The organism is Nocardia sp. NPDC004415 (genome assembly GCF_053602435.1).
The window spans coordinates 76,712-101,075 of the sequence record NZ_JBSGDP010000012.1; the positions used below are offsets into that span (position 1 = coordinate 76,712).

The following is a 24,364-nucleotide window of genomic DNA, read 5'->3' on the forward strand; positions in this document are numbered from 1 at the left end:
CGCCGTAGTCTGGGGTGATGCCGGAGGTGCCAGCGACCCCGTTGCGGCTTGTGCTCGTCGACGATCACGAGATGGTCCTGCACGGACTCGACGCGATGCTCGGCCACTTCCCCGACCGGGTGCGCATCGTCGGACAGGCCACCACCGAGACCGCCGCGCTGCGCACCGTCGCCGAACAGCGGCCCGACATCGTGCTCTGCGATGTCCGCCTGGGCAAAGCCAGCGGCCTGGATCTGTGCAAGCAGCTCACTACGCAGTATCCCGGCACCAAGGTCGTGCTGCTCACCGTCTACGACGACGAGCACTACCTCTACCAGGCCCTGCGGGTGGGCGCGGCGGGCTACATCCTCAAGCGGGTCGACGGCCGCGAACTCGTCGCCCAGCTGGTGCGCGTCAGTGAGGGGGAGACCGTCGTCGACGCCGCGCTGGCGGGGCGGGTGGCGCTGGCGGCGGCCCGGCTCGACGCGGGCCAGTTCTGGTCCGGCGCGCACCTCGGGCTGACCCAGCGCGAATCCGAGGTGCTCGGTCTGCTGGTGTCGGGGCATTCCAACCGGGCGGTGGCGGGCAAGCTCGTCGTCAGCGAGGACACGGTCAAGACCCACGTGCGCGGCCTGTATCGCAAACTGGGGGTCTCCGACCGCAGTGCGGCGATCGCGGTGGCCCTGCGGGAGGGGCTGTTCCGGTGACCGCGGACGCGGTGCCGACGGCGGCCGGACTCGCCGCCACCTTCGCCGCCGACGGCGTGCTGGTCTACGCCGTCGACGGCCAGGATCTCGCCGTCGTCGACCTCTGGCCGCCCCATCCCTCGGCGGGCACGCTGAGACTCCAGGTCGGCTTCGGGGTGACCGGCCTGGTCGCGCGCACCCGCGCACCGGTGCTGCTCGCCGCCGACTCGCCCCGGAACCTGTTGCACCGCAAGCTCCTCGGCCTGGAGCCGGAGCAGACGATCGCCCGCATGTGCCTGCCGCTGCCCGGCCTGGCCGACGAGGTGGTGGGAGTGCTTGCCCTGCACCGCGACCCGGCCGATCCGTTCGGTCCGGCCGATCTCGCCCGCGCCGAACCGTGCGCCGCGGTACTGGGTCTGTGGTTGCACGCGCAGCGGCTCTGGCGCACGGTCAACCGGCAGCGCGGCGAACGCGACCGGCTCGTCGAGCAGGCCGTCTCCGCGCAGGAGGCCGAGCGGCGCCGCATCGCCTTCGACCTGCACGACGGCGTCACCACCGCCCTGGCGTCGATGTCGTTCCATCTCTCCGCCGCCGACCTCACCGTCACCGAACTCGCCGCGCACCTGCCCGGCACCGCGGCCGACACCCTGCGCCGCGCCCGCGCGGAACTGGCGAGCGCCCGCGAACTGGCCGATGTCGCCTACCACCAGACGAGGGCCGCCATCTCGGGCCTGCACAGCCTGGTCCTCGACGATCTCGGCCTGGTCGCCGCCATCGAAACGCTGGTGCGCACCGCGAGCAAGGACACCGCCACCCCGCCGATCGAGTTCCTGGTCGACCCGGCCGCCGCCGTCGACGACCTCGCCGACCACGCGGCCGCCGCGCTCTACCGGATCGCGCAGGAAGCCCTGGCCAATGCCGTCGAACACGCACAGGCGCGACGGATCGTGCTGTCGCTGCGCCGCGTCGGCGATTCGGTGGTGTTCGGCTGCTCCGACGACGGCATCGGCTTCGACCCGGCCGCCCGCCGGGCCGCCAGGGCACACGGCGACCAGCACTTCGGGCTGAGTTCCATCGCCGAACGCTGCGCCATCATCGAGGCCTCGCTGCGGGTGGAATCGCTGGCGGGCCGGGGGACGACGGTGCTGGTGGAACTGCCGGTGGGCGGGTCAGCGGGTCGACTCGGCGGCGGTGCGGCAGTTGTCGAGCAGGACCAGCTGGGCCGCCCCGACCTCGGCCGGATCCCCCGCCCAGGTGCGCAGCGCGGCACTGACCAGGGCCCGGCCGAAGGAGAAGGTCACCGGCCAGCGCCGATCGGGGCGCGCGTCGAGGGCGGCGAGGTACTCGCAGACCCGGCCGGTCGGATGCCCGCCGGACAGGAACGCGATTCCGGGCACGGCCGCGGGGACGGTGTCGAGTAGCGCCGCGCAGGTGCGGGCGGCGACCTCGGCGGCGGGCGCGGGATCGGTGTCCAGGCCCGGGGTGACGAAGTTCGGCTTGAGCACCAGGCCGGCCGGATCGACCCCGGCCTCGGCGAGTTCGGCGAACAGCGCGCCCACCGCGAGCCTGGTCGCGCGCTCGGCGTTGGCGAGCTCGTGGTCACCGGTGCACAGCACCTCCGGCTCCACGATCGGCACGATCCCGTGCTGCTGACACAGCGCGGCGTAGCGGGCCAGCGCGTGGCCGTTGGCGCGCGCCGAGGCGGGGGTGACGGTGTCCACGTCGAAGACCGCGCGCCACTTGGCGAAGGCCGCGCCGCGCTCGGCGTAGGAGGCGAGGCGGGCGCCCAGGCCGTCGAGGCCCTCGGTGATCAGGGCACCGCCCTGGCCGGGCAGCGGGGTGGTTCCGGTGTCGACCTTGATGCCCGGCAGGATGCCGAGTTCGCGGGCGGCCACGGGGAATTCGCGCCCGTCGGCGAGCGTCTGACCGAAGGTCTCGTCGCACAGGATGATTCCGCTGATCCACCGCGTCAGCCCGTCGGCGGTGAGCAGCAGTTCGCGGTAGTTGCGCCGGGCCCGCTCGCTCGCGGGCACCCCGGCCTGTTCGAGCCGGGCGGACATGGTCCCGATCGACTCGTCGGCGGCGAGGATGCCGCGACCGGCGCCGGTCAGCTGGTGGGCGATCTCGGCGAGGGCCGTGGTGGCGGGGAGGGTCGTCATGCTTGTCAGGGTGGCGGGTCGGGCCGGGCGCCGTCCTCACCCGCGCGGGCGATCCCGGGTGTGAGATCCCGCGTTGACAGCGGTGACGATCGTCGACGAGCCTGGGGACAGGTGCCGACGAGAAGCGAGGCGGTCATGACCACGATCGAGGACCCGCAGGACGACCTGTCGGTCACCCCACCCAAGACCTGGGCGGCCGGGGTGCCGGGGGTCGTACACGCCCTGGACTACTCCTTCGCGCAGACCTCGCCCGCGCGCACCGCGCTGACGCTGCTCAACATCAACCAGACCGAGGGCTTCGACTGCCCCGGCTGTGCCTGGCCGGAACCGAGACACCGGCACAAGAACGAGTACTGCGAGAACGGCGCCAAACACATCGCCGACGAGGCCACCACCCGCCGCGTGACCCGCGAGTTCTTCGCCACCCACCCGGTCGCCGAACTCGACACCATGTCCGACTACTGGCTCAACCAGCAGGGCAGGCTCACCGAGCCGATGGTCAAACGCCCCGGCGCCACCCACTACGAACCCCTCGGCTGGGGCGAGGCCCTTGACCTGGTCGCCGCCGAGCTGCGCGGCCTCGACTCGCCCGACCAGGCGCTGTTCTACACCTCCGGCCGCGTCGGCAACGAGGCCGCGTTCCTGCTGCAGCTGTTCGCCCGCGCCTACGGCACCAACAACCTGCCCGACTGCTCGAACATGTGCCACGAGTCCAGCGGGTCGGCACTGACCGAGACCCTCGGTGTCGGCAAGGGCAGCGTCTCACTCGAAGACATCTATCAGGCCGACCTGATCTTCGTCGTCGGCCAGAACCCCGGCACCAACCATCCGCGCATGCTCACCGCCCTCGAACAGACCAAACGCAACGGCGGCACGATCGTCGCGGTCAACCCGCTGCCCGAGGCCGGGCTGCTGCGCTTCAAGAACCCGCAGGTGCCGCGCGGCGTGATCGGCCGCGGCACCGCCATCGCCGACCAGTTCCTGCAGATCCGCCCCGGCGGCGACCTCGCGCTGTTCCAGATGCTCAACCGGCTGCTGCTCGACGCCGAGGACGCGGCCCCTGGCACCGTGCTCGACCACGCCTTCATCGACGCGCACACCAGTGGTTTCGCCGACTTCGCCGCCCACGCCAGGACGATCGGCTGGGAAGAGACCCTGCGCGCGACCGGTCTGCGCCGCGAGGAGATCGAGGAAGTCCACCGGCGGGTGCTGGCCAGCGAGAAGGTCATCGTGTGCTGGGCGATGGGACTCACCCAGCACAAACACGGTGTGCCGACCATCCGCGAGATCGTCGACTTCCTGCTGCTGCGCGGCAATCTCGGCCGTCCCGGCGCGGGGGTCTGCCCGGTGCGTGGGCACAGCAATGTGCAGGGCGACCGCACCATGGGCATCTGGGAGCGGATGCCGCAGTGGTTTCTCGACGCGCTCGGCGCCGAGTTCGGGTTCACCCCGCCCTCGGCCCACGGCCTGGATTCGGTCGGTGCCATCCGCGCCATGCGCGACGGCGCCGCGAAGGTCTTCGTCGGCGTCGCGGGCAATTTCGCGCGCGCCACCCCCGACAGCGTGGTCACCGAGGCGGCCCTGCGGCAGTGCTCGCTCACCGTGCAGATCTCCACCAAGCTCAACCGCTCACACACCGTCTGCGGCGAGACCGCGCTGATCCTGCCCACCCTGGGCCGCAGCGATCGCGACATCCAGGCCACGGGGGAGCAGTTCGTCACCGTCGAGGACTCGATGAGTGAAGTGCACGCCTCCCGCGGCCGTCTCGACCCCGCCGCGCCGGGCCTGCTGAGCGAGGTCGCGATCATCGCCGGACTGGCCCGGCGCACCCTGGGCCCCGGCGGCACCATCCCGTGGGAGGACTTCGTCGCCGACTACGGCACCATCCGCGACCGCATCGCGCGCGTGGTGCCCGGCTTCGCCGACTTCAACGCCCGCGTCGCGCGACCGGGTGGGCTGCGGCTGATCAACCCGGTCAACGAGGGCGTCTACCGCACCGCCACCGGCAAGGCCCGCTTCACCTGCAACGACTTCACCGAACTGGCCGTGCCACCGGGCTACCTGCTGCTGCAGTCGCTGCGCTCGCACGACCAGTGGAACACCATCCCGTACGCGAACAACGACCGCTACCGGGGCATCCACCACGCCCGCCGGGTGGTCCTGGTCAACCCCGAGGACCTGGCCGAACGCGGCCTCGCCGACGGCGCCACGGTCGACATCGTGAGCGTCTGGCACGACGGCACCGAGCGACGCGCCGAAGGCTTCACCGCCGTCGGCTACCCGGCCAGCCGCGGTTCGGCCGCCGCCTACTACCCGGAGACCAACGTGCTGGTGCCCCTGGACAGCGTGGCCGACATCAGCAATACGCCCACCTCCAAGGGCATCGTCGTCCGATTGGAACCCGCCTAGCTAGACTCGGCTCATGTCCGTGCGCACCCGTCAGCCACTCGTTCCCGGCACCCAGTCGCCGATCCGGGACGTCCCGCGTTCCATCGAACGCCCCGAATACGTGTGGAAGAAGACCGCCAACGAGGGCAGCGAACCCTGGGTGCAGACCGCCGAGACCATCGAGAAGATGCGCATCGCGGGCAAGATCGCCGCCCAGGCGCTCGACGAGGCGGGCAAGGCGGTGGCGCCCGGCGTCACCACCGACGAACTGGACCGCATCGCGCACGAGTACATGTGCGACCACGGCGCCTACCCCTCCACCCTCGGCTACAAGGGCTTCCCCAAGTCCTGCTGCACCTCGCTCAACGAGGTCATCTGCCACGGCATCCCCGACTCGACGGTGATCCAGGACGGCGACATCGTCAATATCGACGTCACCGCCTACATCCACGGCGTGCACGGCGACACCAACCGCACCTTCCTGGCCGGCGACGTGGACGAGGAGGTGCGCCTGCTGGTCGAGCGCACCGAGGAGGCCACCAACCGGGCGATCAAGGCGGTCAAGCCGGGCCGGGCGCTCAATGTGATCGGCCGGGTCATCGAGGCCTACGCCAACCGCTTCGGCTACGGCGTGGTCCGCGACTTCACCGGCCACGGTGTCGGCCCCACCTTCCACAGCGGCCTGGTGATCCTGCACTACGACCAGCCCAACATCGAGTCGGTCATCGAACCGGGCATGACCTTCACCATCGAGCCGATGATCAATCTCGGCGGCATCGACTACGACATCTGGGACGACGGCTGGACCGTGGTCACCAAGGACCGCAAGTGGACGGCCCAGTTCGAACACACCCTGGTCGTCACCGAGACGGGCGCTGAGATCCTGACCCTGCCGTGACCGGGGCCGCGCTGCGCGGGGCGCTGCTGATCGCCGGGACGACCTCGGACGCGGGGAAAAGCGTTGTGGTGGCCGGGATCTGCCGGATGCTGGCGCGACGCGGGGTGCGGGTGGCGCCGTTCAAGGCGCAGAACATGTCCAACAACTCCGTCGTCACCCTCGACGGCGGGGAGATCGGGCGCGCGCAGGCTCTCCAGGCGCGAGCGTGTGGGCTCGAGCCGAGCGTGCGGTTCAACCCGGTGCTGCTCAAACCCGGCAGTGACCGTCGTTCACAGCTGGTGGTCCGGGGCAAGGCGGTCGGAACCGTCGGCGCGCGGGACTATTTCACCCGGCGGCAGCAGTTGCGCGAAGTGGTCGCGGACGAACTCGCCTCGCTGCGCGCCGAATTCGATGTGGTGATCTGTGAGGGTGCCGGGTCGCCCGCCGAGATCAACCTGCGGGCCACGGATCTGGCGAACATGGGTCTGGCGCGGGCGGCCGAGCTGCCCGTCCTCGTGGTCGGCGATATCGACCGTGGGGGCGTGCTGGCGCACCTGTTCGGCACGGTCGCGGTGCTGGAACCCGAAGACCAGCAACTCATCTCGGGATTCATCGTGAACAAGTTCCGCGGTGACGTCGCCCTGCTGCGACCCGGGCTCGACCAGCTCACCGCTCTCACCGGCCGCCCCACCCTCGGCGTCCTGCCCTTCGCCGAAGACCTCTGGCTCGACGCCGAGGACTCCCTCGGCACCGTCGCGGGCACCCCCGTCGGCCGCCCCGGCACGCCACACGGCAGCGAATGGCTCACCGTCGCCGCCGTCCGCCTGCCCCGCATCTCCAACTCCACCGACATCGAAGCCCTCGCCTGCGAACCCGGCGTCGCCGTCCGCTGGGCCGACGGCCCCGACCAGCTCGCCACCGCCGACCTGGTCGTCGTACCCGGCTCCAAGGCCACCGTCTCGGACCTGGAATGGTTGCGCGCCAAAGGCATCGACGCGGCCCTGCGCGCCCGCGCCGCCGCCGGACGACCGATCCTGGGCATCTGCGGCGGCTACCAGATGCTCGGCCGCCGCATCGTCGACGGCGTCGAGTACTCCGCCTCCGGCACCGGACAGCCGTGGATCGCGGACGGCCTCGGCCTGCTCGACCTGGACATCGAATTCGCCGACCCCAAGATCGCCCGCCAGGTCGCCGGGTACGCGGGCGAGCTCCCCGTCCACGGCTACGAGATCCATCACGGCCGCGTCCGGCGCACCGGCGACCCCGCCTGGCTCACCATCGACGGCGCCCCCGAAGGCAGTGCACGCGAGGCGATCTGGGGCACCCACGTGCACGGCCTGCTCGAATCCGACGAGTTCCGCCGCCACTGGCTCACCGAGGTCGCCGCCCGGGCCGGACGCACCGGCTTCACCGTGTCCCCGGCCACCTCCGTCGCCGACACCCGCACCGCCCAGCTCGACCTGCTCGCCGACCTCGTCGAACAACACCTCGACCGCACCGCCCTGGACCACCTGATCCGCCACGGCGCCCCCACGGGCCTACCTGTCATCCGCACCGAGCTGACCGGCATCAGCTGAGCGCCGCGGCCATACATCGCACGTCAGCGGGTGGTGTAACCGCCGTTTGCGAAGATCGTCTGCCCGGTGATCCAGCCGCCATCGGTGACCAGGAACTCCACCAGGGGCGCGATGTCCTCGATGCGGGTCAGGCGTCCACCGAGTGCCTGGGACTTGTGGAACTCCACCCGCTCCGGGGTCTCCTGCGGATAGAAGAACGGGGTGTCCATCGGGCCCGGCGCCACATTGTTGACGGTGATGCCGCGCTCGGCGAACTCCTTGGCCGCGGCCCGGGTGAAGTGTTCGACGGGACTCTTGGCGCCGGCGTAGGTGGAGTAGCCGTCGGTGAACGCCGCCAGCAGCGAGGTGACGATCGTGACGACGCGGCCACCGTCGTTCAAGCGCCTGCCCGCCTCCTGGAGGAAGAAGTAGGCGGCCTTGGCGTTGATGTCGAACATCGCGTCGTATTCGGCCTCGGTGGTGTCGAGAATGGGCTTGCGCAGCACCTTGCCGACGGTGTTCACGGCGATGTCGACGCCGCCGAACTCCGCGACCGCGGTGTCGAACATCCGCACCACCTCGGCGGGCACGGTCAGATCGGCCTGGAACTTCACCGCCCGCGCTCCGGCGGCCTGCGCCGCGGCCACCGTCTTGTCGGCATCGGCCTCGCTGGCATCGCTGTTGTAGTGGACGAGTACATCGGCGCCGTCCTCGGCGAGGGTGGTGCTGATCAGCCCACCCAGGTTCTTCGCCCCCGCGGCCACCACGGCGGAACTACCGGTCAAAACCCCTGCCATCGCTGTCTCCTCACGTCGATGTCGCTTGCTGATGTCCTCAACGCTAGGCAGGTCTAGAACAAAGGGGAAACAGTACTTTCTGACCGATCCACAAATTCTGTTTGTGACAGCGGTAGGCTCCAGGCATGGACGACGATCGAGCGCCGCGCCCGGACCGGCCGCTGGACCTGCATCGACTCCAGCAGTTCCTCGCCGTCGCCGACACCGCCGGATTCACCAGTGCCGCAGCGCGATTGCACCTGACCCAGCAGGCGCTGAGCACCGCGATCCGGCAGTTGGAACGGCAACTGGGCGTGCCGCTGTTCGACCGCTCCGGGCGTCGTCTGCGCCTCACCGCGGCGGGGGAGGTGTTACGCGACGGAGCCCGCGCCCTGCTCGCGGCCGCGGCGAGCCTGGCCGAGCAGACCCATCAGGCGGGCGTCGAGGCGCCGCGCCCGTTCGTCATCGGTCACACCCCGGCCATCACCTCCGAGGAGGTGTACCTGCTGTTGGCGCCGGTGCGGGCGCGACTGCCCACCGTCTCGGTCACCGCTCGGCAGATGTTCCCCGACGCTCTCGTCGGGGCGCTCTACGACGGGGAGATCGACCTCGCGCTGCGGCGCGGCGTGGCGATGCCCGCCGACCTGGCCGCGGCGATCATCGCCTACCACCCGGTCCGCGTCGCGGTGGCGAACACGCACCGGCTGGCCGAGCGCGAACGGGTGCGCATCGACGATCTGCGCGCGGAATCGGTGATCGTCTGGGCGCCGCCGGGGCACTCGTTCTACACCGACTTCCTGCTCAGCACCTGCCGCCGTGCCGGGTTCGAGCCGCGCTTCGTGGTCAACCGCGTCCAGGGGACGGCGCCGGTCACCGCCGTCGCCGACAACGACTGCGTCGCGTTCGTGACCGCACCTGTCGGGCCGGCCCTCGGCGGCCTGGTGCGCGTGCTCGAGCTGGCCGACCCACCCCTGGCTCCCACCCAGGCGCTGTGGCTGCCGCACACGGTCTCGCCGGTGCGCGATCTGATCACCGTGCGACAGTCCGCCGGCGAAGGGTGATCGAGACATCGGCAGCGGACCCGCTGTGCCGGCGATCGCCTCGCGGACGGGGACGGCGCGGCTGTGACAGGTCTGTCAATTCGGGCCTCCCGGATTGGGAAACCGCAGGACACGGGCAGAAACAGACCGGCCGGGCGGAGCGGAACGAGCTGCCGTGTTCAGCCCGGCCGTGTACCGTACACCGGCATGAAATCTCGGCAGATCACGGTCGGTGACCAGGCCTGGACAGTGCGGGTCGACGGCCCGTCCTCGCGGCACAACGTGCTGCTGCTCCCCGACGCGGACGACCCTGCCGACGTGTTCGACCAGGTGTGCGCCCGGCTGCACGAATCCGACCTGCAGACCGTCGTCGTGGAGTCGGTCGCCGGGCTCGACCCGGCCGGGGTGCACGCGATCCTCGACGCGCTCGAACTGCCGTATGTCAACGTGGCGGGCCGGGGCGCCGGTGCCGCGCTGGCGTGGAAGGTGTGCGCGGGCCGGTTCGGGCGGTTCATGAGCCTGGTCGTCGCCGACCACGGGCACCCCGCGGTGCCCGCCGCCGACGGCGCCGTGCCCGACCCCGCCTGTCCGCCGCTGGAGCTCCCGGTCACCATGCTGGTGACCAAGAGCCTGCCCCGCGCCACCGCCGACGCCTCGGGCCGCTACGTCTACGGCGAGTTCCGGGTGGTCCCGCTCGAGGTCGACAATGTCGCCACCGACGGCGCCCACGAGCTGGCCACCGAGATCGTGCTGCGCACCAGCCTCTGGTAGCGGGCTAGGACTTGCGGTAGGCGGCCAGCCAGTCGAGCCAGCTGTCGGTCTCCTGGAAGGCGTTGGCGCGCACCGCTTCCGAGGACAGGAACACGTCGTGGCGCGCGCCGTCGATCGGCACGATCGTGGTGCGCTCGCCCAGGCAGCCCGCCCAGCGCTGGATCTGCTTGACGTCGAGCACCGCGTCGGCCACGTCGACCGCCGGGCTGTGCGCGCGGGCGAACTTGCTGATCCGTGAGCGCAGGATCAGCGCGGGCACGCCGATCGCCAGCCCCTGGTGCAGGCGGGCCTGGCCGCGCCGGATGGCCCGCAGCCAGCCCAGCCGCACCGGCTCGCCCGCCAGCGGCTTCCAGTCCAGGTCGTAGCTCCACTCACCGGCGCGGGTGTGGTGCAGGCTCTCGCCGTAGGCGGTGCTCACGCCCATGCCGGGCAGGGCGGCGAAGCCACGCACCTTGCCGACGGCGTTGATGATCGGGGTGCCGACGGTGCGGTAGTAGGCCGGGCCCTGCAGGTCGAACCACGGGCTGTTGAGCACCACCCCGACCACGCCCGCCGCCGCGGAACCACCCGCGGCCTCGAGCCGGTCCAGCCATAGCGGCGCGACCAGCCCACCGGTCGAATGCGCGACGATCAGCACGTCACGGCCGGTCTCGGCGCGAGCGATCCGCAGCGCCTCGTTCAGTTCGGCGTCGTAGAGCGCCAGGTCGCTGACGAAGTGCGCGCTCTGCCCGGCCCGCCGGGAGCGCCCGCACTTGCGCAGGTCGAGGGCGTAGAAGCGGTGGCCGCGGGCCGCGAAGTGCTCGGCCACGTGCTCCTGGAAGAAATAGTCGGTGAAGCCGTGCAGGTAGAGCACCGTCGGCTCGGACGCGGGGGCGGCGTTCGCGGGCAGATAGCGCACCAGGGTGGCCACCACCTCGCCCTCACCGTCGGGATCGGGTCCCAGGGGCAGCGTCCGCTGCTGGTAGTCGGTGCCGAGCACGTCGGATTGCCACTGCTCGTCGGTGCGATCGGCGGTGCCGAGAGTTTCGTTCGTCACACCGCTCAATCTATCGCGCGGTCATCGCGACGTGCAGCGTTGGTTTACGTCACATTCCGGAGGTCGGTTGCAGAACTCCGGACAGCTGAGGTGCACAATTGGCCTTAGGTGAACGACGGGTAACCTACCTCCCGGCGATTCACCGCGAGTCGCATGACCACCCGAAGCGCCCGCGCCCAAGCCGACTCACCCGCCGGTGGGTAGCTGAGAAGGACAAGGAAGTCGAAGTACCCGTGTCGAACGCTGCGAAGACTGAAAAGACCGATGTAGTACTCATCGGCGCAGGCATCATGAGTGCCACGCTGGGCGCGCTGCTGCGGCAGCTGCAGCCCGAGTGGTCGATCTCGGTGTTCGAGCGGCTCGACGCCGCCGCCGCGGAGAGCAGCGATCCGTGGAACAACGCGGGCACCGGTCACTCGGCGCTGTGCGAGCTCAACTACAGCCCACAGAACGCCGACGGCTCGGTCGACATCGGCAAGGCCGTCGACATCAACGAGCGCTTCCAGGTCTCGCGCCAGTTCTGGGCCTCCGGTGTCGACGCCGGTTTCCTCGGTGACCCGGCCGGCTTCATCAACCCCATCCCGCACGTCAGCTTCGTGCACGGCGCCGCCAACGTCGACTACCTGCGCAAGCGCTACGAGGCGCTGGCCCCGCACCCGCTGTTCCGCGGCATGGAGTACATCGACACCCCCGACGAGTTCGCCGCGCGCCTGCCGCTGATGGCCAAGGGCCGTGACTTCACCGACCCGATCGCGCTGAACTGGACCGACGGCGGCACCGACATCGACTTCGGCGCGCTCACCAAGCAGCTGCTCGCCTACATCGGCTACTCCGGTGGCGAGATCGCCTTCGGCACCGAGGTCCGCGACCTCGACAAGCAGTCCGACGGCTCCTGGAACGTCACCGTGCGCAACCTGCGCACCTACAAGTCGCGCACGATCAACGCGAAGTTCGTCTTCGTCGGCGCCGGTGGTGGCGCGCTGCCGCTGCTGCAGAAGGCAGGCATCAAGGAGGCCAAGGGCTTCGGCGGCTTCCCGATCAGCGGCCAGTTCCTGCGCTCGACCAACCCCGAGCTGATCGCCGCGCACGAGGCCAAGGTCTACGGCAAGGCCGCCGTCGGCGCGCCGCCCATGTCGGTGCCGCACCTGGACACCCGCGTGATCAACGGCCAGAAGGGCCTGCTGTTCGGCCCCTACGCCGGCTGGACCCCCAAGTTCCTCAAGGACGGCTCCAACGCCGACCTGTTCAAGTCGATCAAGCCGAACAACATCGGTTCGCTCGTCGGCGTCGGTCTCACCGAGATGGGCCTGACCAAGTACCTGATCACCGAGCTGCTCAAGTCGCAGAACGGCAAGGTCGGCGTGCTCGAGGAGTTCCTGCCGCGCGCCGAGGGCCGCGACTGGGAGCTGATCACCGCCGGTCAGCGCGTGCAGGTCATCCGTAAGAAGGGCGCGGGCGGCGTGCTCGAGTTCGGCACCGCGGTCATCTCGGCGCAGGACGGCACCATCGCCGGTCTGCTCGGTGCCTCGCCGGGCGCGTCGACCTGTGTCACCGCCATGCTCGACGTGATGCAGCGCTGCTTCCCGAAGGAATACGCGAACTGGACCCCGCAGCTCACGCAGCTGATCCCCTCGCTGGGCCAGAAGCTCTCCGAGAACCAGGCCCTGTTCCAGGAAGTCTGGGACTGGACCAGCAAGTCGCTGAAGCTGGACGGCGATGTCGCGACCGCCCAGCCGGAGGCCGCCCGCTACGCCCAGGTGTGACCCGTGGCGTCGACGGTCGAGCTGCGCGCCTGCCGGGCAGCCGACCTCGACGCCACCACCCTGTACGCACTGCTGCGCCTGCGGGTCGACGTGTTCGTCGTCGAACAGGGCTGCGCGTATCCCGAGCTGGACGGGCGTGATCTGCTGCCGTCGACCCGGCATCTCTGGCTGGCGGACGACGAGGCGATCGTCGGCACCCTGCGCCTGCTCGAGGAGCACGACGGTTATCGCATCGGCCGGGTCTGCCTGGCCCCGGCCGCGCGCGGGCTCGGCCACACCACCCGGCTGATGCGTGCCGCGCTCGCCGAAACCGGCACGGCGACAGTGCGGTTGGCTGCCCAATCGCACCTGGTCGGCATGTACGCCCGCTACGGCTTCACCGTCGACGGCCCGGAATTCCTCGACGACGGCATCCCGCACACCCCGATGCGCCGAGGCTGACACACCGCCGCCGCCGTGAGGCCGGGGAGCGGGCCGATGCCCGGAGGCGAGGCATGGTGGGGGCGGGCCTAGAGTTGAGGGGTGCCTGGTTTCGCTGATGTCGCCGCTGGTCCGCACGCCGCCGCTCGATCGGTGGGTGAGGCGGGCTTCCCCTTCTCCGCGGTCGTCGGGCAGGAGAAGCTGCAACTGGCGTTGATCTTGTCGGCGGTGCACCCCGGGATCGGCGGCGTGCTGGTGCGCGGCGAGAAGGGCACCGCCAAGTCGACGGTGGTGCGCGCGCTGGCGCAGTTGCTGCCGCCGGTGGTCGACGAGACCGGCGCCCGGCCCGCGCGGCTGGTGGAACTGCCGGTCGGCGCCACCGAGGACCGGGTCGTCGGCTCACTGGACCTCGAGCGGGTGCTGCGCGACGGCGAACAGGCCTTCCGGCCCGGCCTGCTGGCCGCGGCCCACCACGGCGTGCTCTACGTCGACGAGGTGAACCTGCTGCACGACCACCTGGTCGACGTGCTGCTCGACGCGGCCGCCATGGGCCGGGTGCACGTGGAGCGCGACGGCGTCTCGCATTCGCATCCCGCGCGGTTCGTCCTGGTCGGCACCATGAATCCCGAAGAGGGCGAGCTGCGGCCGCAGCTGCTGGACCGCTTCGGCCTCACCGTCGACGTGGCCGCCTCCCGCGAGGTCGACACCCGCATGGCCGTGGTGCGCAGGCGCCTGGACTACGAGGCCGACCCGGCCGGATTCGCCGCCCGCTACCTCGACGCCGATCGGGCTGTCGCCGAACGCATTCTGACCGCGCGTGACCACCTGCCCCAGGTCGGCCTGGACAACACCGAACTGCGCCGGATCGCGGCGCTGTGCGCGACCTTCGACGTGGACGGCATGCGCGCCGACCTCGTGGTCGCCCGCACGGCCACCGCGCACGCCGCCTGGCAGGGCCGCGACCGCGTCACCGAGGACGATGTGCGCGTCGCCGCCGAACTGGCCCTGCCGCACCGGCGCAGGCGCGACCCGTTCGACGAGCCGGGGATCAGCGAGGAACAGCTCGACGAGGCCATGCGGGCGGCGGCCGACGAGGTCGAACACGCCGCCACCGCGGAGGGATTCGACGAGGACTCGCTCGACGACGCCCCGCGGGACCCGAACGGCGAGCAGACCCCTGACGGCGGCGCCGAGAGTCGCACCGGAGACGGGTCCCGCCCCGACGGCCAGTCCGGCAGCACGCCCGACGCGGATCAGCGGCCCGAGGAAGCGAACCCGGGCAGCGACGGCCGCGCCGACGACCCCGACGATCGCGGCCCCGAGTCCGGTCCGGACGGTCCCGACGACCGGGGTCCCGAGGGTGGCCCGGACGGCCCCGATGACGGCCCGCGCGGCGGCGGTCCCGGCGGCGGCTCCCGCCCCGGCGCCGAAGGAGTCTCGGGCACACCGGGTTCCGTGTCCAAGCCCGCCCCACGCTGGGAGGTTCCCGGCATCGGCGAAGGCGCCCCCGGCCGCCGCTCCCGCGCCCAGACCAGGACCGGCCGCATGGTGCGCCCCAGCACCGACACCTCGACCGGCCTGCACCTGCTCGGCACCGTCTTCGCCGCCGCCCCACGGCAATTCGAGCGCGGCCGGTTCAGCGGTCCGCTCGCGCTCGCCGCCGAGGACCTGCGCGGCGCGTATCGCGAAGGGCGCGAAGGGAACCTGGTCGTGTTCGTGGTCGACGCGTCCGGGTCGATGGCCGCGCGCGACCGGCTCACCGCCGTCACCGGCGCCATCGTCACCCTGCTGCGCGACGCCTACCAGCGTCGCGACAAGGTGGCCGTGATCAGCGTGCGCGGCAGCGAGGCCGAACTCGTGCTGCCGCCCACCTCGTCGGTCGACATCGCCGTGCGGCGCCTGGCCGGTCTGCGCACCGGTGGCAAGACGCCCCTGGCCGCCGGGCTGTTGAAGGCCCGCGAGGTGATCGCCCGCGAACACGTCCGCGACCCGCGCCGCCGCCCGATGCTGGTGCTGCTCACCGACGGCCGCGCTACCGGCGGCGTCGACCCGCTGCCCCGTGCCCGCGCCGCCGCCCGCCTGCTGGCCGGTGAGGGCCACACCGCCATGGTCATCGACTGCGAACGCGGCATGATCCGGCTCGGCCTCGCCGCCGAACTGTCGCGCGACCTGCGCGCCCGCTACCTGCGGCTGGACGAGCTCACCGGCGAGACCGTCGCCGAGGTGGTGCGCGGCACCACCGCCCGCGCGGCCTGAGCGGGTCCCCGACCCGGGGCGGGCGCGACAGCGGGAATGCCGGTCGCGCCCTGATAGAAAGAGTGGCGGACCGGCCCGGCCGGACGGCCCGCAGCAGTGTGCCGAGAAGAGGAGTTCCCTGTGCCCAAAGGTGTTCCGGAGGTCGTCCCCGAGGACGGGCTGACCACCCGGCAGCGACGCAATCAGCCGGTGCTCGCGGTGCACACGGGCCCCGGCAAGGGCAAGTCCACCGCCGCGTTCGGGATGGCGTTGCGGGCCTGGAACCAGGGCTTCGACGTCGCGGTCTTCCAGTTCGTCAAGAGCGCCAAGTGGAAGGTCGGCGAGGAGGCCGCCTTCCGCACCCTCGGCACGCTGCACGAGCAGACCGGTGCGGGCGGCGCGGTCGAATGGCACAAGATGGGTGAGGGCTGGTCCTGGACCCGCAAGCAGGGCAGCGAGGAGGACCACGCCGCCGCCGCGCTGGCGGGCTGGCAGGAGATCTCCCGCCGGATCGCCGCCGAACAGCACCGCTTCTACGTGCTCGACGAATTCACCTACCCGCTCAAGTGGGGCTGGGTCGATGTCGACGAGGTCGTCGAGACCCTCACGCACCGCCCCGGCAACCAGCACGTGGTGATCACCGGACGCGACGCGCCGCAGGCGCTCATCGAGGCCGCCGACCTGGTCACCGAGATGACCAAGGTCAAGCACCCCATGGACGCGGGCCGCAAGGGCCAGCGCGGCATCGAATGGTGACTGCCGGGCCGGGCGTGCCCGCGGTGGTGATCGCCGCCCCGGCCTCCGGCAGCGGCAAGACGACGCTGGCCACCGGTCTGATCGGTGCGCTGCGGCGGGCGGGTCATCGGGTGGCGCCGTTCAAGGTCGGGCCCGACTACATCGACCCCGGCTATCACGGGCTGGCCGCGGGCCGTCCCGGCCGCAATCTCGACCCGGTGCTGGTGGGGGAGGACCGTGTGGTCCCGCTGTACCGGCACGGCACTCAGGGCTGCGACATCGCAGTCGTCGAGGGCGTGATGGGCCTGTTCGACGGCCGCATCGACGAGCAGCGCGTCGAGCCCGTGGCGGAGGGGTCGACCGCCCAGGTGGCCGGGCTGCTCGGCGCGCCCGTCGTGCTCGTGGTCGACGCGCGGGGGCATTCCCAGAGCCTGGCCGCGCTGCTGCACGGCTTCGCGACCTTCGACGCCTCGGTGCGGCTGGGTGGGGTGATCCTCAACCGGGTCGGCAGCGAACGTCACGAACAGGTTCTGCGCGCCGCCTGCGACCGGGTCGGTCTCCCGGTCCTCGGCGCCCTGCCCCGCATGGCCGAACTCGAGGTGCCTTCCCGTCATCTCGGCCTCATCCCCGCCGTCGAACACGGCAGGGCCGCCGTCGACGCGGTCGACGCCATGACCGAACTCGTGGCCGCCCACGTCGATCTGCCCGCCGTCGTCGCGCTCGCCGGCGGCTCGGTCCACGGCCCCGCCTGGGACCCGGCGACAGAGCTGGCCGCCCTGGCCGATGCCGCGCACCCGCCCGCCGCACCGCCACCCGTCGCGGAAGGGCCCGCGAGCGCCGACCCCGCGAAGCCGCTGGCCGTCGTGGCGGGCGCCCCGGCGATCGACGAATTCCTGTCGTCGACCTCGACTTTGGAGGCACCGGTCTTCCACGAGCCACCCAAGCCCCTGGTCGTCGTCCCCGGCCACCCCGCCGACGATGCCGCCGGGAAGCCGGTGATCGCCATGGCCGGTGGTCCCGCGTTCACCTTCGGCTACGCCGAGCACCGCGAACTCCTGCTGGCCGCGGGCGCCGAGGTGGCCGTCTTCGATCCCCTGCACGACGAACTCCCCTCGGGCACCGCGGGATTGGTCCTGCCCGGCGGTTTCCCCGAGGAACACGCGGGTGCCCTCTCGGCCAACGAGCGGCTGCGCACCCAGATCGCCGACGCCGCCGCCCGCGACCTGCCCATCCACGCCGAATGCGCGGGCCTGCTCTACCTGACCACCTCCCTCGACGGCCACCCCATGGCCGGAGTCCTCGACGCCACCGCCGAATTCGGCCCCCGTCTCACCCTCGGCTACCGCGACGCCGTCGCCCTGCACGACTCGGCCCTGTGGCGGGCGGGCACCCGCGTCCGCGGCCACGAATTCCACCGCACCCGCCTGGTCCGCACCGGCCCCGAACCCGCCGCCTGGGGCTGGCGCGCCCCCGACTCGATGTCCGAAGGCGCCGTGACACGCCAGGTCCACGCCTCCTACCTGCACACCCACCCCGCCGGAAACCCCGACGCCGTCACCCGATTCGTCGACGCCGCGCGGCGCTTCGGTCGGCAGTGACCGGCCCGCCGCCCAGCGAACGGACCCGCGGGCCGAGCGATTCGACCGCCCCGGTGGTGGCGGTCGGCATCGGACTCCGGCCCGGCACCGGCGCGGCGCACATCCTCCGCGCGATCCACTCGGTGATCACCGACGCCCGGATCGTCGTCGTGGCGACACTCGACCGGCGTGCGGAGGACGCCGGTCTCCGCGCCGTCGCCGAAACCCTGGCAGTGCCGCTGGTGACCTTCACCCCGGCGCAGCTGGCCGAGGTCGAGGTGCGGCACCGGTCGGACAGGACCGCGCGGGCGATCGGAGCCGCGAGCGTGGCCGAAGCGGCCGCCCTGCTCGCCGGTGGTGGTGAACTCGTCTGCGCGAGAACGGTTGTCGACGGAATCGTCGTCGCCGCGGCGACCGCGCGCGAGGGCCGGAATTAATTCGGTCGGCAGGATCGGCGCCGCACAGTACCGTTCTGTTCAGCAGTCGCACGGCGGACCGGAATTCGATCGGTTACCGATTCAGACGGGGATGCCGCGGGTTCGAATCCCGCCCGCCATCGCGAGGTGGCGGTAGCTCAGTCCGGTAGAGCACCTTTCCGGTCGGAACACACACGTCCGCCGTGCCACTGCTGCCCGGTCGCTGAGCAGGACGGACCGGACTCGGTCGGTTATCGGTAAAGACCTTCGGGTCGAGCGGGTTCAACTCTCGCGGCGGAAAGCGATTTCCGTTGTCCGGCCGAACATACACATGTCCGTCCGCTCGGCCACCACATCCATGCCTCGGGCCCCGGGGCCGACACCACGATGCCGGTCGACGTATCGGAGGAACCATGAACATTCTGTCGCGCATCTCTCTTCGCGGCGCACCGCAGACCTCCCGCGCCGATACTCGGCAGGTACTCGGCGACGCGGGCGGTTTCGTCTTCGAGATCACCCCTCGGGCACGGGTGCGCCGGTTCCTCACCCTCGGCACGGAATCCGGAACGTACTACGTCTCCGCCGCCGCGCTCACCGCGGACAATGCCGAATTCGTCCTGGAATACGCGCGTGAGCACACCGCCGAGCTGGTGCGCGAGATCGTCGAGATCTCGACCTCCGGCCGGGCGCCGCGGGCCAACCCGGCGCTGTTCGCGCTGGCCGCCGCGGCCTCGGTCGGCGACCTCGCGGGCCGCCGTGCCGCCCTGGCCGCGCTGCCACTGGTCGCACGCACCGGCACCCACCTGTTCCTGTTCGCCGGCTACGCCGAGCAGTTCCGCGGCTGGGGTCGTGGGTTGCGGCGCGCGGTCGCCGACTGGTATCTCGACAAGCCGGTCGACGCCCTGGCCTTCCAGGTGGTCAAGTACCGGCAGCGGGAGGGCTGGTCGCACCGCGACCTGCTGCGGCTCGCGCACCCGGCGACCACCGAGGACGAGCGCCGCCGCCTGTTCGACTGGATCTGCGGCCGCACCCCGGCGCTGGACGGGCTCGCGCTCGTCGAGGGTTTCCACCGCGCCCGGAACGCGCCGGTCGAGCAGGTGCCCGAACTGGTTCGCGCCTACCGGCTGAGCTGGGAGATGCTGCCGGACGCCGCGCTGAACTCGGCCGAGGTGTGGGAAGCGTTGCTGGACAACGGTCTTGCGCAGACGGCGCTGCTGCGTCAGCTGCCGCGCCTGACCCGGTTGGGTCTGCTCGACCCGCTCGCGCCGCGCACGGCCGCGATCTGCGCGCAACTGACCGACCCGGATCGGCTGCGCGCGGCCCGTGTGCACCCGGTCGCGGTGCTGATCGCCCAGCGCACCTACGCGAGCGGGCGTTCGGCCAGGGGCGCGGGCACCTGGACGCCCTCGGCCCCGGTCGTGGACGCCCTCGACGCCGCGTTCTACGCCGCCTTCGGCACGGTGGAACCGACCGGCCTGCGGCACCTCCTGGCGCTCGACGTCTCCGGCTCGATGGGCGTGCGGATCTCGGGCCTGCCGCTCAGCGCGCGGGAGGCCTCGTCCGCGCTCGCGCTGGTCACCGCCCGCACCGAGTCGCGACACCAGATCGTCGGGTTCACCTCGGCGGGTAAGGGCTGGCGGGGCGCCGAGGGGCTGACCCAGCTGGCGATCTCGCCGCGGCAGCGGCTCGACGACGCGGTGCGCACCGTCTCGGGCCTGCCGTTCGGGGGCACCGACTGCTCGCTGCCCATCCTGCACGCGCTGGACAAGGGCATCGAGGTGGATGTGTTCTCGATCTACACCGACAGCGAGACCTGGGCGGGCACGGTGCACCCGCACCAGGCGCTGGCCCGGTATCGCCGCGAGGTGAACCCGCGGGCCAAGCTGGTGGTTGTCGGGATGACGGCGACGAAGTTCAGCATCGCCGACCCGGACGACGCGGGCATGCTCGACGTCGCCGGATTCGATGCCGCCGTGCCGTCGCTGCTGGCGGACTTCGCCACGGCCGCCTAGGGAAACCCGCGACGGAAATCGGTGCCGCCGCGACCTCGTTGTCGCGGCGGCGCCTTTCCTCTCACACGAGAAGTACCCGGTCGTCAGGGGGCGACCGAGGTCCAATCGGCGAAACCGGTGGGGTCGTGGCGGCCCATCGAGGCGTGCTCGAACAGGCCCCAGCCTTCGGCGTCACCGCAGCGGGCGTAGCCGATGTGGTCGATCACGCCGTAGGGGGTGCGGCCGATGATCGCGGGGTCGGTGAGGTCGTAGGAGCTCGACAGCGACCAGTTCTCGCCCATCCAGCGACCGTGGGTCCAGTCCGGGTCGGCGCCGTAGCCGCAGCCGACGTGCAGGGCGATGCCCGGGCGCGATTCGATCTCCACCTCGAGCGGCTTGCCGTCGGCGGTGGTGAGATCCAGGCGCACCGACCTGGGGTGGCGGGTGCCGGATTCGTAGGTCCAGTGCATGCGCGGCCAGCCGAGCTGTTCCTTGCGGCCGTCGTTCCAGATCCGCACGGCGTTGTTGAGCGTGCGGGTGCCGTCGGGCTCCTCCTGCACGATCACCACGATGGAGAACTCGGCGAAGCGCAGCGGCGCGTACAGCCACCAGAACCCGCCCATGCCGTCGGCGGGCCGCCCCGCCGGTTCGGGTTCACCCGAGGGGCGGATGCCCCAGGAACGGTCCCGGCTGCCGGTCCAGACCGCCGGGTCCACGGTGTAGTCGCGCCCGTCGACGGCGAGAGTGCCCTCCCAGGAACCCAGCTGGGCGAAGCGGGAAGCCTCGATGATCGGCCGCGTGCCGGACAGGATCAGATGCGGCTGCTCCTGCACCGCGGGCTGCGCGCCGGTCCAGGTGAGGTCGAAGCCGAGATCCTCGTGCTCGCAGACCACCCGCAGCTTCCGCAGCGGCTCGATCACCTCGATCCGGTAGCCGCCGACCGCGGTGGTCAGATCGCGCGAGGTGAGCGCGTCGGAGAAACGCACCGCGCGCTGGGTGTAGCCCTGGCGGGCGGTGGCGAAGGCGTCGACCACGCCCAGGTTCGGGTACACGCCGAACCCGGTGATGAGCATGGTGTCACCGGCCGGGTCGAAGGCGTTGAAGTAGTAGCGGTCGTAGAAGTTGCGGTCGCTGGTGGCCACCCGCGCCAGCGACAGCGGCGTCTGATGGACCGGGTACTCGTCCAGCGGGACGGGCATGATCGCGCTCATGAGGTGCTCCTTCAGTCCCACTCGTAGGTGCCGTCGAGCAGCGCCTCGAGGCTGAGCCGGTGCATGACGTAGTCGTCGAGCTCGGCGGGCACGGTGTCCTCACCGAAGTGGATCATGCGGCGCTTGATCCGCGCCATCACGATGGCGTGGCGCAGCGCGGCGTAGACGATGTAGAAGTCCAGGTCGGTGACCGTATGCCCGGTCAGCTCTTCGTATTTCGCGACGACCGCGTCCTTGCGCAGGAAGTCGGGCAGGCCCGGCTGGTCGAAGCGGGTGGCGATGTCCTGGAAGAAGCGGTGGATGAAGATCACCCAGCCCAGATCCAGTTCGCGCGGGCCCAGGGTGGCCATCTCCCAGTCCAGCACGGCGGCCGGGGTGAAGCCGTCGAACAGGATGTTGCCGGGGCGCGCGTCGCCCCAGTTCAGCACCTCGGGGCCGGTCTCGGCGGGCCAGTGCGCCTCGAGCCAGTCGAAGGCGCGCTCGATCAGCGGGATGCGCACGCCGTCGTCGGTCAGTGCCCAGGCGTACCAGGCGCGCTGGGCCTCGAAGTGCCTGCGCAGCGCCGAGCCCTCGCCGTCGAGCAGCGGAAAGCGCTCGGCGGCCTCCTCGATGGCGTGTACCCGGGCGATGGTCTCGACGGTGGCGTCGGCGATCAGCGCGCGCTCGGCGACCGTGGCGTCGAAGACCCAGCCGAAGAACACGTAGGGGGGATTGTCGGCGGGCACGCGGCCCTCGACCTTCTCCATCACGAAGAACGGGGTGCCGAACACCGACTCGTCGAGTTCGAGCCAGCGCAGCGGCGGCACCGCGACGTCGGCGGCCTCGGCCACACCCGACATCACCTGGTACTGCAACGGCAGGTCATAGGACTGGAACACGGGGAACGAACCGTCCTCGGGCGCCATCCGCGCCACGAAGGACCCGCCGTCGGCCTCGCCGCCGACCGTCCACGCGGCGTCGAAGAGGATGGTGGTACTCGACATCCCGCCGGTCGACGGCTTGCTCAGATTGCTGACCACCGGCGGCGCGTCCGCACCGACCCTGCCGGACAGCCACTGCGACAACTGCTCGGCGAGCTGGTCGAGATCGCGCTCGGTGACCGTGAGCGATTGCTGCGCGGTGAGGTCCGGATCGTCGGACATATGTGAGATACCCCTGTCGGCGAGATGAAACGCGTTGCGATATCGGACTACCGCAAGACCGGCCGGAATGTAAGCCGGGCGTCGGTGAGTGGGATTCAGGGTTGACAGGGGGAAGATGGGGGATTCCCCTGAGGCGCCCCGCGACGCCACCGATTAGCTTGGGTAACAATCGATCTCGACGGGGAGGTTCCGGTTGACCACGGCGACCGCGCAGCACACGCACGACGACCTGACGGACCCGCCGTCACCGGCGCCCACCTGGCATCCGGTCACGCTGGTCGCGTTCCGTTTCACTGTGGCCTATCTGGGCCTGTTCTGTCTGTGGATGGCGCAGATCACCTTCGTCTTCGCCGGCTGGGCGGCCACCCTGCTGCCCGAGGAAGCCGTGGTGTGGCAGATCCGCGCGCTGGACCCGGTGAGCCGCTGGCTCGGCGAGCACGTCTTCGGGGTGGACGCCGAAGTGATGCTGACCGGCAGCGGTGACATGGCCGCGATCTGGATCCAGCTGGGCCTGGTCCTGATCGCCGCGCTGGTGATCACGCTGGTGTGGTCGGTCCTGGACCGGCGCAGGCGCGCCTATCCGCGCCTGGCGAGCTGGGCGCTGACCGGGCTGCGGCTCGCGGTCGGCGGGCAGATGCTGTTCTACGGCTTCGCCAAACTGATCCCGACCCAGATGCCCGAACCCGGCCTGCTCGCGCTGGTCTCCCGCGTCGGTGACCTGAGCCCGATGGCGATGCTGTGGACGCAGGTCGGCTCGTCGCCCGCCTACGAGATCGCGCTCGGCGCCGCCGAGGTGCTCGCCGGGGTGCTGCTGTTCTGGTCGCGCACCGCGACGGCCGGTGCCATGCTCGCGGTGATCAGCATGGCCCAGGTGTTCCTGCTGAACATGACCTTCGACGTGCCGGTGAAGATGCTGTCGGGGCATCTGCTGCTGATGGGCCTGGTGCTGCTCGCCCCGCAGGCGCGCAGGCTGGCGAATGTGCTGGTGCTGGAACGTGCTTCGGAGCCGATGACCCAGCCTCCGCTGTTCGCCTCGCCGCGGGCGAACCGCTGGGCCACGGTGGCACAGCTCGCGATGTGTCTGTGGATCGTCGCCGGTCTGGTGCACATCGGTGTGCAGAGCTGGAACGAATACGGTGGTGGCGCACCGAAACCCGAGCTGTACGGCATCTGGGAGGTCACCGAGTTCACCGCCGACGGCCGGACCCTGCCGCCACTGACCACCGACCCGGTGCGCTGGCAGCGCCTCATCGTGGACACCGCGGGCTCGGCCGTGCAGCACATGGACGGCGGAATCGTGCCGGTGCTCACCGTCGTCGACCCGGCGGCGCACACCCTCACGGTGACACTGCCCACCGGGCAGCCGTACGCGGTGTACACCTGGGACCGCCCGGCCGCCGATCGACTGCTGTTGCGCGGCGAACTCGACGGCGCTCCCGGCACGGCGGCGCTGACCCGCTTCGACCACGAGAGCATGCCCCTGCGTGCCACCGGATTCCGCTGGGTGCAGAACGCGCCCTACGTCGGCGGCTGAGGCCAGGCCGCGGTGCCCGGCCGCTTCGTCACCGGCGATGCGGCGGGTGCGTTCGGTGCCGTGCGCGCCAGG

At 71.3% G+C, this 24,364-nt stretch carries 19 protein-coding genes and 1 pseudogene; 15 read left to right on the top strand and 5 right to left on the bottom strand.

Annotation, left to right across the window (positions count from 1 at the left end):
• The first annotated feature begins 17 nt into the window (after positions 1–17).
• Both ACWEMY_RS08600 and ACWEMY_RS08605 read left to right on the top strand, forming a co-directional pair.
• Positions 18–686, top strand: coding sequence for a response regulator (locus ACWEMY_RS08600; protein WP_452389467.1), 669 nt, complete (start codon positions 18–20; stop codon positions 684–686).
• Positions 687–955: 269 nt separating this feature from the next.
• A pseudogene (locus ACWEMY_RS08605) lies at positions 956–1,816 on the top strand (sensor histidine kinase); the annotation flags it as partial.
• Positions 1,817–1,834: 18 nt separating this feature from the next.
• On the opposite strand, the gene ACWEMY_RS08610 reads toward ACWEMY_RS08605, so the two are convergent.
• A complete protein-coding gene (locus tag ACWEMY_RS08610) occupies positions 1,835–2,824 on the bottom strand; it encodes a class I fructose-bisphosphate aldolase (RefSeq protein ID WP_452389468.1) in 990 nt (329 codons plus the stop codon).
• Positions 2,825–2,959: 135 nt separating this feature from the next.
• Between ACWEMY_RS08610 and ACWEMY_RS08615 the strand changes: the two genes are divergently transcribed.
• From ACWEMY_RS08615 to ACWEMY_RS08625, 3 genes are read left to right on the top strand one after another with little or no spacing between them, the layout of a single operon-like run.
• Complete coding sequence (locus ACWEMY_RS08615) at positions 2,960–5,233, top strand: FdhF/YdeP family oxidoreductase (RefSeq protein ID WP_452389469.1); 2,274 nt, start codon at positions 2,960–2,962, stop codon at positions 5,231–5,233.
• A 13-nt stretch (positions 5,234–5,246) separates the two neighbouring features.
• Positions 5,247–6,110 (top strand): type I methionyl aminopeptidase, encoded by an 864-nt coding sequence (map, locus tag ACWEMY_RS08620; RefSeq protein WP_375929199.1) that lies wholly within the window; start codon positions 5,247–5,249, stop codon positions 6,108–6,110.
• Between the two features lie 11 nt (positions 6,111–6,121).
• A complete protein-coding gene (locus tag ACWEMY_RS08625; RefSeq protein WP_452389494.1) occupies positions 6,122–7,666 on the top strand; it encodes a cobyric acid synthase in 1,545 nt (514 codons plus the stop codon).
• 23 nt (positions 7,667–7,689) lie between these two features.
• Here the strand turns inward: ACWEMY_RS08625 and ACWEMY_RS08630 are convergent, their stop codons facing one another.
• Positions 7,690–8,442 (bottom strand): SDR family oxidoreductase, encoded by a 753-nt coding sequence (locus tag ACWEMY_RS08630; protein WP_452389470.1) that lies wholly within the window; start codon positions 8,440–8,442, stop codon positions 7,690–7,692.
• Positions 8,443–8,567: 125 nt separating this feature from the next.
• Between ACWEMY_RS08630 and ACWEMY_RS08635 the strand changes: the two genes are divergently transcribed.
• Entirely contained in the window at positions 8,568–9,482 is a 915-nt protein-coding gene (locus ACWEMY_RS08635; RefSeq protein WP_452389471.1) for a LysR substrate-binding domain-containing protein, read from the top strand.
• 186 nt (positions 9,483–9,668) lie between these two features.
• On the top strand, positions 9,669–10,232 hold the full coding sequence (locus tag ACWEMY_RS08640; RefSeq protein ID WP_375929195.1) for an alpha/beta hydrolase: 564 nt from the start codon (positions 9,669–9,671) through the stop codon (positions 10,230–10,232).
• A gap of 4 nt (positions 10,233–10,236) precedes the next feature.
• Here the strand turns inward: ACWEMY_RS08640 and ACWEMY_RS08645 are convergent, their stop codons facing one another.
• Complete coding sequence (locus ACWEMY_RS08645) at positions 10,237–11,268, bottom strand: alpha/beta hydrolase (RefSeq protein ID WP_452389472.1); 1,032 nt, start codon at positions 11,266–11,268, stop codon at positions 10,237–10,239.
• A 233-nt stretch (positions 11,269–11,501) separates the two neighbouring features.
• On the opposite strand from ACWEMY_RS08645, the gene mqo reads away from it, so the two are divergent.
• The 7 genes from mqo to ACWEMY_RS08680 all read left to right on the top strand — a co-directional run bounded on the left by mqo (position 11,502) and on the right by ACWEMY_RS08680 (position 20,426).
• Positions 11,502–13,031: a malate dehydrogenase (quinone) gene (gene mqo, locus ACWEMY_RS08650; RefSeq protein WP_452389473.1), complete on the top strand. Its 1,530-nt coding sequence runs from the start codon at positions 11,502–11,504 to the stop codon at positions 13,029–13,031.
• A 3-nt stretch (positions 13,032–13,034) separates the two neighbouring features.
• A complete protein-coding gene (locus ACWEMY_RS08655) occupies positions 13,035–13,472 on the top strand; it encodes a GNAT family N-acetyltransferase (RefSeq protein ID WP_452389474.1) in 438 nt (145 codons plus the stop codon).
• 132 nt (positions 13,473–13,604) lie between these two features.
• Entirely contained in the window at positions 13,605–15,707 is a 2,103-nt protein-coding gene (locus ACWEMY_RS08660; RefSeq protein ID WP_452389495.1) for a magnesium chelatase subunit D family protein, read from the top strand.
• A gap of 120 nt (positions 15,708–15,827) precedes the next feature.
• Positions 15,828–16,442, top strand: coding sequence for a cob(I)yrinic acid a,c-diamide adenosyltransferase (gene cobO / locus ACWEMY_RS08665; RefSeq protein ID WP_452389475.1), 615 nt, complete (start codon positions 15,828–15,830; stop codon positions 16,440–16,442).
• Positions 16,436–18,019 (top strand): cobyrinate a,c-diamide synthase, encoded by a 1,584-nt coding sequence (locus ACWEMY_RS08670; protein WP_452389476.1) that lies wholly within the window; start codon positions 16,436–16,438, stop codon positions 18,017–18,019. Before cobO ends, ACWEMY_RS08670 begins: the two co-directional genes overlap by 7 nt.
• Entirely contained in the window at positions 18,016–18,435 is a 420-nt protein-coding gene (locus ACWEMY_RS08675; RefSeq protein WP_452389477.1) for a cobalamin biosynthesis protein, read from the top strand. The genes ACWEMY_RS08670 and ACWEMY_RS08675 overlap by 4 nt, the downstream gene beginning before the upstream one ends.
• Positions 18,436–18,827: 392 nt before the next feature.
• Positions 18,828–20,426, top strand: coding sequence for a TROVE domain-containing protein (locus tag ACWEMY_RS08680; RefSeq protein ID WP_452389478.1), 1,599 nt, complete (start codon positions 18,828–18,830; stop codon positions 20,424–20,426).
• Positions 20,427–20,509: 83 nt separating this feature from the next.
• Here ACWEMY_RS08680 and ACWEMY_RS08685 read toward each other — a convergent pair whose 3' ends face one another.
• Both ACWEMY_RS08685 and ACWEMY_RS08690 read right to left on the bottom strand, forming a co-directional pair.
• Complete coding sequence (locus ACWEMY_RS08685; protein ID WP_452389479.1) at positions 20,510–21,616, bottom strand: hypothetical protein; 1,107 nt, start codon at positions 21,614–21,616, stop codon at positions 20,510–20,512.
• Between the two features lie 11 nt (positions 21,617–21,627).
• Entirely contained in the window at positions 21,628–22,758 is a 1,131-nt protein-coding gene (locus ACWEMY_RS08690) for a phosphotransferase family protein (RefSeq protein WP_452389480.1), read from the bottom strand.
• 193 nt (positions 22,759–22,951) lie between these two features.
• Between ACWEMY_RS08690 and ACWEMY_RS08695 the strand changes: the two genes are divergently transcribed.
• Positions 22,952–24,292 carry a DoxX family protein gene (locus ACWEMY_RS08695; protein ID WP_452389481.1) on the top strand — a complete coding sequence of 447 codons (1,341 nt, stop codon included), beginning with the start codon at positions 22,952–22,954 and terminating at the stop codon, positions 24,290–24,292.
• Positions 24,293–24,364 lie beyond the last annotated feature (72 nt).